At 55.7% G+C, this 11,079-nt stretch carries 11 protein-coding genes; 2 read left to right on the forward strand and 9 right to left on the reverse strand.

The features are described from left to right. Positions 1-15: 15 nt before the first annotated feature. The 9 genes from GJ1_RS04165 to ilvD all read right to left on the reverse strand — a co-directional run bounded on the left by GJ1_RS04165 (position 16) and on the right by ilvD (position 8,036). Positions 16-789, reverse strand: a complete 774-nt coding sequence (locus GJ1_RS04165; RefSeq protein ID WP_066228864.1) for an enoyl-CoA hydratase-related protein — start codon at positions 787-789, stop codon at positions 16-18. A gap of 12 nt (positions 790-801) precedes the next feature. Then, entirely contained in the window at positions 802-1,578 is a 777-nt protein-coding gene (locus tag GJ1_RS04170) for an enoyl-CoA hydratase/isomerase family protein (protein WP_066228867.1), read from the reverse strand. Further along, positions 1,571-1,882, reverse strand: a complete 312-nt coding sequence (locus tag GJ1_RS04175) for an EthD family reductase (RefSeq protein WP_066228870.1) — start codon at positions 1,880-1,882, stop codon at positions 1,571-1,573. Before GJ1_RS04175 ends, GJ1_RS04170 begins: the two co-directional genes overlap by 8 nt. Before the next feature lie 24 nt (positions 1,883-1,906). Continuing rightward, the gene (gene paaD, locus GJ1_RS04180) at positions 1,907-2,383 is read right to left on the reverse strand and encodes a 1,2-phenylacetyl-CoA epoxidase subunit PaaD (RefSeq protein ID WP_066228873.1); all 477 of its coding nucleotides are present in this window, start codon (positions 2,381-2,383) and stop codon (positions 1,907-1,909) included. A 114-nt stretch (positions 2,384-2,497) separates the two neighbouring features. Then, positions 2,498-3,331, reverse strand: coding sequence for a 1,2-phenylacetyl-CoA epoxidase subunit PaaC (gene paaC / locus GJ1_RS04185; protein ID WP_066228875.1), 834 nt, complete (start codon positions 3,329-3,331; stop codon positions 2,498-2,500). Continuing rightward, positions 3,307-3,660: a 1,2-phenylacetyl-CoA epoxidase subunit PaaB gene (gene paaB / locus GJ1_RS04190; protein ID WP_066228883.1), complete on the reverse strand. Its 354-nt coding sequence runs from the start codon at positions 3,658-3,660 to the stop codon at positions 3,307-3,309. Before paaB ends, paaC begins: the two co-directional genes overlap by 25 nt. 12 nt (positions 3,661-3,672) lie before the next feature. Beyond that, on the reverse strand, positions 3,673-4,641 hold the full coding sequence (paaA, locus tag GJ1_RS04195; protein ID WP_066228887.1) for a 1,2-phenylacetyl-CoA epoxidase subunit PaaA: 969 nt from the start codon (positions 4,639-4,641) through the stop codon (positions 3,673-3,675). Positions 4,642-4,737: 96 nt separating this feature from the next. After that, on the reverse strand, positions 4,738-6,069 hold the full coding sequence (gene paaK / locus GJ1_RS04200; protein ID WP_066228890.1) for a phenylacetate--CoA ligase PaaK: 1,332 nt from the start codon (positions 6,067-6,069) through the stop codon (positions 4,738-4,740). Positions 6,070-6,356: 287 nt separating this feature from the next. Continuing rightward, positions 6,357-8,036: a dihydroxy-acid dehydratase gene (ilvD, locus tag GJ1_RS04205; protein ID WP_066228893.1), complete on the reverse strand. Its 1,680-nt coding sequence runs from the start codon at positions 8,034-8,036 to the stop codon at positions 6,357-6,359. 525 nt (positions 8,037-8,561) lie between these two features. Here ilvD and proB point away from each other — a divergent pair. Continuing rightward, the gene (proB, locus tag GJ1_RS04210; RefSeq protein WP_066228895.1) at positions 8,562-9,686 is read left to right on the forward strand and encodes a glutamate 5-kinase; all 1,125 of its coding nucleotides are present in this window, start codon (positions 8,562-8,564) and stop codon (positions 9,684-9,686) included. Next, on the forward strand, positions 9,683-10,924 hold the full coding sequence (locus GJ1_RS04215; RefSeq protein ID WP_066228899.1) for a glutamate-5-semialdehyde dehydrogenase: 1,242 nt from the start codon (positions 9,683-9,685) through the stop codon (positions 10,922-10,924). Before proB ends, GJ1_RS04215 begins: the two co-directional genes overlap by 4 nt. The last annotated feature ends 155 nt before the right edge of the window (positions 10,925-11,079 follow it).

Genomic DNA, 11,079 nt, shown 5'->3' on the forward strand with positions numbered 1-11,079 from the left:
TTCGTTCCCCCTTGCTTAGTTTCCTCGAAATATTGGTTTTCGTTTTTCAAAGAACGCCTTGACGCCTTCACGGTGGTCTGCCGTCAATCCCGCAATGCGCTGGCATTCCGCCTCCCGTTCGAGGTAACGGTCAAACGTCGTTTCTTCGCTTTCGCGAAGCAGCCGTTTGATAAGTCCGATCGCCTTCGTCGGCATGGCCGCCAACCGCTCGGCAAACCGCTGCACTTCCTCTTCCCAGGCAGATAGAGGAATCACGTTTGTCGCCAATCCGAGCGAAGCTGCCTGTTCGGCTGATATTTTTTCCCCGAGCACCGCAAGTTCAAGCGCCTTCGCCCGCCCGACAAGACGCGGTAAATAGTAGAGATGGCCCGCATCCGGCACAAGGCCGACATGAATAAACGCGGGAGCGAAACTCGCTTTTTCCGAGAGAAGACGGAAATCGCACGCCAGCGCCAAGCTCATGCCCGCGCCGGCCGCCGCCCCGTTCACCGCCGCGACAACCGGTTTTTCAAGATGATGAAGCGCTTTCATCATCGGCGCGTATCGGGTGCGCAACACGTCGCCATGGTCCATTTCTTCCGTCACGCCGCTCAAATCTTCCCCGGCGCAAAACGCCCGGCCGGCGCCTGTGATCACCACGCAGCGGACGTTTGGATCCGCCCCTGCTTGTTTTAGCGCCTTTGTCACTTCAGCGTTCATTTGTTCCGTAAACGCGTTGAGCTGATCAGGGCGGTTGAGCGTCAGCCAGGCGACCGAACCTTTCACTTCATAATGGATCGTTTCGTACATCGAACGCCCCCCTTATTTTCCTTGGAAGCGCGGCTTCCGTTTTTCGAGGAATGCCGCCATTCCTTCTTTTTGGTCTTCCGAGGCGAACAATAGGTAAAAGTTTTTCCGCTCAAATTGCATGCCTTCATACAGCGGATAGTCGACCGCTTTTTGCACCGCCTCTTTGATCAGCCGAAGGGCGAGCGGCGGCTGTTCAGCGAGGCGCCGCGCCAACCGCATCGTTTCTTCCATTAAAAGCTCTGGGCTGACGACGCGGTTGACAATCCCTAGCTGCTGCGCTTCTTTCGCCGACAAACGCGCCCCGGTCCAAAGCCACTCGAGCGCCCGCTTCGGACCGATGAGCTTCGTCAGCCGCTGCGTGCCTCCCGCACCTGGCATGACGCCAAGGTTCACTTCTGGAAAGCCAAATTCGGCCGCCGCCGACGCGACAATCAAGTCGCACGAAAGCGCCAACTCAAAGCCTCCCCCTAGCGCCAACCCGTTCACAGCGGCGATCATCGGCGTTTTCACGATGGACAGGCGATCCCAATCGGCAAACTGGTTCAATAGCTCAAGACGAATGGGGTCATCTTCCGCCATCTCTTGAATATCCGCCCCCGCCGCAAACGCCCGTCCACGCCCAGTGAGCACAATGACACGCACCTTTTCATCCCGGTCAAACGCTTCCACGGCCGCCACGATTTCCGCCACCATTTGGCGGCTCAGTGCGTTCAAGACATCAGGACGGGCGAGCTCGATAATGCCAACCGCTCCTTCTTGCCGCACCGCAATGGAATTCCATTCACTCATGTTCCACTTCCTCACCGACCATAAAGGTGACGAGATCACCGGCAAATGACATGACATCTTTTGCCGATGCCTTCGCTTCTTTCGTTTTCATCGCCTCTTGAAACGCCTCTTGGCTGTCGTAATACATTTCACACAACAAATAATACTCGCTTTCCGTCCCCATCGGCGTCCCCGTAATTTTCGTCACCTTGATTTTTCGGAGGCCAGGAATTTTTTTCGTCAACGGCACATGCGTTCCGTAATAATGAGCGTCAAACTGTTCCTTGTCTTTCGGCTGTTTGTACAAGGCGATCATTTTAAACATCTCGAACGTCTCCTTTCCCTTTTCTTATCCCAAAGTCAATACGGGCTTCATCGCCTCAAACGGATTTTTGCATTGTTTGCAGTAGAAGATGCTGCGGCAGGCGGTCGGGCCGAACAAATTTTCCATGATGGTTCGCTCCGCCCCGCAATATGGGCACGCCACTTGCCATGCCCCTGACGGCATTTGCCGCGGCGGCGGCGCGATGCCAAACTGCTTCAGCCGCTCCCGCCCGGCTTCGCTGATCCGATCGGACGTCCACGGCGGATGGCGAAGAAACTCAATCGCCACCGCCGAGGCCCCCGCTCGCTTCACCGCTTCCTCAACCCGAGTGCGGATGATATCAAGCGCCGGGCAGCCGAGAAATGTCGGCAGCAGACAGACCGAGACCGCTCCATCACGAACGTCAACCTGTTCCACCATCCCAAGATCGACAATGCTAATCGAATGGATTTCCGGGTCTTTCACCGTTTCTAACGCTTTCCAAACCTCTTCTTTTGTCATGGTTCTCCCTCACATTTTCCAACTCGCCGCCGTTTTGCCCCTTGAACAAGCACTTCGCCGCCACCAAGAGGCGTCATGCCCAACGCCGCCCTTTGGCGAACGGCGGCGCGGACATTACCATACCGCATGCGGGACGGCGCGGTATACTTCTGACAACGTCGCTAGCGCTTCATCCAAATCCGGCGTATGTTCGCCATTCCGGCCGTTGCCATGTTTCATGCCAAACGGCATCGGCCACTCAAGCCCCACTTCGGCAAACGCCGGCGCCAGCGCAGCAATCGTGTTTTCCGTCAGCACCTCTTCCTCATCAATCAGCCCCCACCGCACCATGTCCTTTCCTTTCGCCCCGAGCGTCAACACGCCGGCGAAATCAGCGGCCACGTCCTGAATGGCTTTTGTCATTCGCGTCCGCGCTTCCCCAGGGGCGTTGGTCAGTTGGACAAACCACGTATGCCAATGAAGCAGATGGTAGTGCAGCTCCACTTGAATTTTCGCCGCCACTTCAGCCAGTGGGGCATAAGTGCTTTTTGTCAGCGACTCGAGGCGGACGCGCTTCGCCTGCGTATAAAAATAGTGGCGAACAACAGTAAACGCCCAATCATATCGGGGCTCGCGCAAATAATGGCCCGGGCCGTTCGGCCGTTCCAGCAAAACCGCGTTGCGCCGCGCTGAAGCCGGCCGGGCGTGCGCTAATTCGTCGGCTGATCCACAGCCAAGGTCTTCAAGCAGCTGATAATACATGGCCGCATGCCCCATCGTATCTTGGCTGATGGAAGAAAAAGCAATATCCTCCTCAATATGCGGCGCCAAACCGAGCCATTCCGAGCCGCGGTATGCCAGCAAAAAATCATCGTCCGCAAGCTGAAACAACAGCTCGACAAGCGCTTCTTGACCGTCTGGATGGAAGTGCATCGGTTTTTCGCTCATCGCCGAATCTCGCCTTTCCATGACAAAATTTCCTTCTCATCGAGCACGTCTTGTTCATATTTGCGCCATCGTTTCTTTAAGTCGGCATACCCTCGCGTCAACCGGTAATCTTTGTTGTCAAGCCGCTTAAGCGCCGCTTTTTCCTCTTCACTCATGCGACGAATATAGTCTCGCTTCACCACCCAAAGGTCAGCGACCGGCTCGCGGCGCATAAAGTTTTCCTGCGCCATCACGAGCGCGATCTCCTCATTGGGGGCAAGCAGGCTGAATTGGTGCTGCATCGGCGCGTCCGGCGTTTTCCGGCTGAACACTTCAAACACTTGATAAAATCCTTGTTCCTTTCCCACCATGGCCATCCCTCCTCATCCAGCCGTCCGTACGGCGCTGAGCGCCTCGCGCACCCACGCGTTCTGCTTGTACGCCGTCCGCCGCAGCTCAAGCCGCTCTTGCGACTTCGGCCCTTTGTTGCGGATGATCTCTTTAAACCGCTCCCAATCCGGCTGCCGGTAAATCCATCGGCCCTTCTCTTTGTCAAAATGCATTGTCTCATCAGGAATCTTCAGACCAAGCGCCCAAATGCGCGGCACATATTTCGTAAAGAAGTCTTGGCGCAGCTGTTCATTCGTTTTCGTACGGATGCGGTATTTGATCGTGATGTCTTGCTTCGAGGTTCCCGTCGTGTCGGCCGTCGGCGGGCCGAAAAACATGAGGAGCGCCTCCCACCAACGGTTGAGCGCCTCTTGCAGCATCTCTTTCTGCTCTTTCGTCCCTTCAGCGAGCGCCAAAATGATCGACTCGCCGTGCTGGGCGTGAAACACTTCCTCGGCGCAAATGCGCTTCAGCGCCCGTGCGTATGGTCCGTATGATGCATCCAGCATGTTCGTCTGCGTCATAATCGCCGCTCCATCAACAAGCCAGCCGATCAACCCGGCATCCGCCCATGTCGGCGCTGCCATATGAAAAACGTTATGAAACTTCAACCGCTCGTTCAATAAATCTTCGATAATCTCTTCCCGCGTTTTGCCAAGCGGGGCCATCAAGTCTTCCGCCACCCGAAGCAGCAACTGGCCGTGCCCCATCTCATCCTGCACTTTCGCCATGATGCCAAGTTTCCGCCGCAATGACGGCGCTTTCGGCACCCATTCTTTTTCCGGAAGCGCTCCCATAATTTCGCTGACCGCATGCATCGCAATGAGCTTGATAAGCGTCACCCGATACTCATCAGGCATCCAGTCATCGGCTTCGATCTTTTCCCCCGCTTCAATGCGCTGCATAAACCGTTCGTATTTCTCCTCATCTGACAGGCGGGTGAACGTCATCATCGCTGCCATCCCCCATCCACCTCTCATTTAAAATATATAACGTTCGTTTAACGCCATTATATTTTAACGTTATATATTTTGCAATCGTTTTTTTCTCTTTCTCTATCAAATGGATTGCTGCGCTTCAAGATGGCGGCGGTCAACGATACGCACCGCTTTTCCTTCCGAGCGCGGGAGCGTTTTCGGCGAATGGAGACGGACGTCAATCGAAATGAGACAGTGCGTTTTCAACAGCGACTGAATGCGCCGGGCGAGGGCAACGGCCTGCTCGCTTTGCAAATCTCCGCCGACCTCGCTGTAAAAACGATCGGTCACTTCCGCATGCAGCTCAAGCGTTTCTAAATGTCCGTGGCGGAGACGGTGCAGCTGATAGTGTGGAGCCAGTTCCGAGACGCGAAGCAGATGGTGCTCAATTTCCGACGGGAACACATTGACACCGCGGATGATAATCATATCATCAACCCGCCCCTTGACCCGCGACATGCGCGCCGTCGTCCGCCCGCAAGAACACCGTTCTTTCGTCACGGAAGCGATATCCCCCGTCCGATAGCGGATGACCGGAAACGCCTCTTTCGTCAAGCTTGTAAACACCAACTCCCCTTCTTCCCCTTCGGCCACTGGCTCAAGTGTTTTCGGATTGATCACCTCAACAAAGAAATGGTCCTCGGCGATATGGAGGCCGTTTTGCGCTTCATGGCACTCCATCGCCACCCCCGGGCCGATCACTTCGCTCAGGCCGTAAATGTCGCACGCTTTAATATCAAATGTTTCTTCAAGCGTCCGCCGCATCTCCTCTGACCACGGTTCTGCCCCGAAAATCCCGTATTTCAACGACGTTTGTCTCGGATCTTTGCCCAGCTCTTTCATCCGCTCGGCAATGTTCAATACATAGGACGGCGTGCCGCAAATGATGGTCGGTCGAAAATCTTCAATGATCATCACTTGCCGGTCGGTGTTGCCTCCGGATACCGGCACCGTCACCGCCCCAAGCCGCTCGCTGCCATAATGCAGCCCAAGGCCGCCGGTAAACAGCCCGTATCCATAGGCGTTGTGAATCACATCCCCCGGTTTCCCGCCAGCGATGACAATCGCCCGCGCCACAATATCGGCCCAATGGTCAATGTCCTGCTTCGTGTAAGCAACCACCGTCGGTTTGCCGCTCGTGCCGCTTGATGCGTGCAAACGAACGCACTGGGAAAGATCAACCGCCAACAAGCCAAACGGATAATGGTCCCGCAAATCGCGCTTTGTCGTAAACGGAAGTTTGCGCACATCCTCAAGCGTCCGGATGTCCTCCGGCTTCACTCCCTTTTCATCAAACCGTTGCCGGTAAAACGGCACCCGCTCATACACACGCTCTGCCGTCGCCCGCAGCCGTTCAAGCTGGAGCGTCTCGAGCTCGCCACGCGAAACCGTCTCGATGTCATGCAAAATCATCGTTCCCGCCCCCTCTTTTAAAGCGCTTTCATAAAAAATGGAAAATATAAAACTATATAACGTTATACAAACGTTATATAGTTTTATCATTATATCTAATTTTAAAATAGGCTAAATATTTGAAAATGTCAACAGATTTTCAGGCCGACAAAACTGTAAAAAAAGAGGCGATGGACGCCCCTTTCCAAAATAAATTAAAGAGGCGGAAAAACCGCCTCTTTTGATCCTGATCGTCTAGTTGCGTCCCTCGCGCTCTTGGAAGGGGACGACGTTCTTACAGAAATCCGCTAAATCTTCATAATCCCCCCCGTGCTCGCCGATGTGACGTGCTTCGAGTAGCGGGCGAGATACCCTGTTTTCACTTTCGGCTCGAAGCCTTTCCAGTTCGCTTTCCGGCGTTCGAGCTCCTCATCGGACAGCTTGACGTTGATCGTCCGTTTCACCGTGTCGATCTCGATGATGTCGCCGTCTTGGATGAACGCGATCGGTCCGCCTTCCGCCGCTTCTGGAGAAACGTGGCCGACGGACAAGCCGCGCGAGGCGCCGGAGAAGCGGCCGTCAGTGACGAGCGCCACTTTGGTGCCGAGCCCCATGCCGACGATTTGCGAGGTCGGGGCGAGCATTTCCGGCATGCCTGGGCCGCCTTTTGGCCCTTCGTAGCGAATGACGACGACGTGTCCCGGCTTGATTTTGCCGCTGGCGATGCCTTCAAGCGCCTCCTCCTGCGAATCGAACACGATCGCCGGCCCTTCGTGGCGCGTGATGCCGCCTTGCACCGCCCCTGTTTTGATGACCGCGCCGTCCGGCGCCAAGTTGCCAAACAAAATGGCGAGCCCGCCCGTTTCCGAATACGGGTTGTCGATCGGACGGATGACATCGTAGTTTTTCACTTCACAGCCGGCGATGTTTTCGCCGAGCGTTTTGCCGGTGACGGTGAGCGTGTCAAGATGCAAAGTGCCTTCTTTTTTCGAAAGCTCGTTCAATACCGCGGAAACGCCGCCCGCTTCGTGCAAGTCTTCGATGAAATGCACATCGGACGCCGGCGCGAGCTTGGCCAAATGCGGCACGCGCGAGGCGATTTCGTTGATGCGCTCAAGCGAATAGTCGATGCCGGCCTCGTTGGCGATCGCGAGCGTATGGAGCACGGTGTTCGTCGAGCCGCCAAGCGCCATATCGAGCGCGAACGCGTTGTCGATCGCTTTTTCCGTGACGATGTCGCGCGGTTTAATGTCATGCTCGATCAAATACATGAGCTGCTTCGCCGATTGGCGGACAAGCTCTTTGCGCGCCGGGTCGACCGCCAAAATCGTGCCGTTGCCTGGCAACGCCAGCCCGAGCGCTTCGGCCAGACAGTTCATGGAGTTTGCGGTAAACATGCCCGAACACGATCCGCACGTCGGACAGCCGTAGCGTTCGAGTTCTTCCAGCCCTTTTTCATCGAGCGTTCCACCTAAATACGCCCCAACCCCTTCAAATACGGACGAGAGCGAAATTTTCCGCCCGTCTTTCGTCACCCCGGCTTTCATCGGGCCGCCGCTGACGAAAATCGTCGGGATGTTGAGCCGCATCGCGGCCATCATCATCCCCGGCGTAATTTTGTCGCAGTTTGGAATACACACCATGCCGTCAAACCAGTGCGCAGAAATGACCGTTTCGATCGAATCGGCGATGATTTCCCGGCTCGGAAGCGAATAGCGCATCCCAATATGGCCCATCGCGATGCCGTCATCAACGCCGATCGTGTTCATTTCAAACGGCACGCCGCCTGCCTCGCGAATCGCTTCTTTGACGATTCTCCCAAACTCTTGCAAATGGACATGCCCCGGAATAATATCGATGTACGAATTGACAACCGCAATGAACGGTTTGTCAAAATCCTCGTCTTTCACGCCGGCCGCCCGCAGCAAACTCCGGTGCGGGGCGCGGTCAAATCCTTTTTTGATCATATCGCTGCGCCGTTTTTTCATGTTCTGGTCCCTCCATCGAGCAGATTGATAGGTTGCTAGTATTGTACCACTTTTTTTAATAAAGTGACAATTAACTTTATTCTGAAAGCGATTTCATTTTTCCCTCCCGCCAAGGCTTCGCCAAAATCACCTGTTCCTCTTGACAACGGAGGGATTTGGCGGCATAATTTCTTACAAACTATGAATCACTTCAGCGTCCTTGACAATGAAACACGAAAACGGCACGGGACTAGTAAACCGAGGGAACGCGCCAGAGAGTGGAACCCACAGGCTGGAAGGTTCCTCGCGGGAAGCCGGTTGAACCTGCCCTAGACGGCCGCTTATGCAAACATAAGCCGCACGCCTGCGTTACAGGCTAGAGGGGGCGCTTTGTGCGCCAAAAAAGGTGGTACCGCGGAACGCTTTTCCGTCCTTTTGCAAAAAAGGAGGAAAAGCGTTTTTTATTGGCCGGCCGCTTCGGCAGGCGGCTAGGCGATCCGCCTTTTCAGCCATACATGCAGTCCGACACGCAAAGGAGGGAATGCGATGAAACGGCAACGCGTGGTGGTCAAGATCGGCAGCAGCTCGCTCACCGATCCGAAAGGCGGCCTTTGCCATGACAAACTGTTTGATCACGTCGAAGCCATTGCTTATCTCAAACAGCTCGGCCATGACGTCATTCTCATCACGTCCGGCGCTGTCGCCGCCGGGTTCGGACCGTTAGGCTACCCGGCGCGGCCGACGACGATCGCCGGCAAACAGGCGGCCGCCGCCGTCGGGCAAAGCTTGCTCATGCAGGCGTACAGCTCGGCGTTCGCCCAATTCGGCTTCACGGCCGCCCAGCTGTTGTTGACGCGCGGCGATTTTTACAGCCGCGAACGGTTCCGCAACTTGTTCGCCACGATCACAACGCTGCTGGAGAACGGTGCCGTGCCGATCATTAACGAAAACGACTCCGTTTCCATTGAGGAATTGACATTCGGCGACAATGATATGCTTTCGGCGCTCGTGGCCGGTTTTTTGCACGCCGATGCGCTTATTTTGCTCACTGACATTAACGGGCTGTATGACGCCAACCCGAAAACGGACCCGCAGGCGAAAAAATACGCCTTTTTGCCGCACATTACAGACGAGATGATTGAAGCGGCCGGCGGAAGCAGCTCGGCGGTCGGCACCGGCGGGATGCGGTCAAAGCTTCTCGCCGCCCGAAAAGCGCTCTCGTTTGGCGTCAGCGTGTTTATCGGCACGGGGAGGGGCAAAGAAAAATTGGCCGACATTTTAGAAGGAAAAGGCGACGGCACGTACATCGGCGCTCCGTTCCCAAAACAAATGCAAATGCACAAGCAATGGATCGCCTATCACGCTCCTGTCGCCGGCACGATTACGATCGACAGCGGCGCCGAAGAAGCGTTGCTTGTGCGCGGGAAAAGCCTGCTTCCCGCTGGGGTCACGGCTGTTTCCGGCAATTTTCACGCCATGGACGTTGTTGACGTCGTCAATGAAAAAGGGATGACGATCGGCCGCGGCCAAGTATATTACGCCGCCGACGATTTAGAGAAAGTGAAAGGCCGGCCGAGCGAAGAAGCCCGGCAATATTCGTACCTGCATCGCCCGGAAGTCATTCACCGCGACAATTGGGTCACGTTGCGAAAGGAGAGTGTATCGAAATGAGCGAACTGCTCGAAAAAGCCGAACGGTTGAAAACCGCCTCACAAACACTGGCCATGCTGTCAACAGAGGAAAAAAACGCGGCGTTGGAACAAATCGCCCAAACCATTGACCGTGAACGCGCCTTCATTTTACAAGAAAACGAGAAAGATATGGCCCAAGGCCGCGAACAAGGACTGTCCCCCGCTTTGCTTGACCGGCTCCAGCTCACGAATGAGCGGCTTGACCAAATCATCGACGGCGTCCGCCAAGTCGCCTCGCTGCCTGACCCGGTCGGAGAAATCGTCGCAGAGTGGACGCGGCCGAACGGACTTCGCATCCAAACGGTGCGCGTGCCGCTTGGGGTGATCGGCATGGTGTATGAAGCGCGGCCGAACGTCACGGTCGATGCGGCCAGCCTTTGCCTCAAAACCGGCAACGCGGTTTTGCTTCGGGGGAGCACATCGGCGCTTCATTCGAACAAAGCGCTTGTCGCCGTCATGAAAGAAGCGCTTCGCACGACGGCCGTTCCCGATACGGCCATTGAGTTGCTTGAGGACACGAGCCGGGAAACGGCCCAGCGCATGTTTCGCCTAAACGAGTATCTTGACGTTCTTATCCCGCGCGGCGGCGCCGGGCTCATCCGTTCAGTCGTTGAAAACGCCACCGTGCCGGTGCTTGAGACCGGCGTCGGCAACTGCCATATTTTCATCGATGAATCAGCTGAGCGGCAAATGGCCATCGACATCGTCCTCAACGCCAAACTGCAGCGCCCGTCCGTCTGCAACGCGGTCGAAACGGTGCTCATCCACGAACGGTGGCCGCATGCTGGCGGCTTGCTTGAGGCTTTGCACGCCCGCAACGTCGAACTGCGCGGCGACCACCGTCTTGCCTCGTCGTACCCGTTCATCAAGCAAGCGACGGAAGACGACTGGCATACGGAATATTTGGCTCCAATTTTGGCGGTCAAACTCGTCGCCGATGTCGATGAAGCGATTGCCCACATCCGCCGCTACGGGACGAAACATTCCGAAGCGATCATCACCGAAAACGAGGCGAACGTCCGCCGCTTTTTCCAAGCGGTCGATGCCGCTGTCTTGTACCATAACGCGTCCACCCGCTTCACCGACGGCGAACAGTTCGGCTACGGAGCGGAAATCGGCATCAGCACGCAAAAGCTGCACGCCCGCGGCCCGATGGGGCTTGTGGCCATCACGACGACGAAATCGCTCGTGTACGGGACGGGGCAAATTCGCAAGTAGAAATGATCGATCATAGACGGTGACAGACGCTGGCGACCACGCAAAATGCGTAGGATGTTGAAAAAAAGAAGAGGGTGTCCCAAAAGGATCGGGACACCCTCTCTTATTACCATATAATAGATAATAGGTATAAAACAATCACTAAGAAACAATAG

This window comes from Geobacillus jurassicus NBRC 107829, from assembly GCF_001544315.1.
Taxonomy (GTDB): domain Bacteria; phylum Bacillota; class Bacilli; order Bacillales; family Anoxybacillaceae; genus Geobacillus; species Geobacillus jurassicus.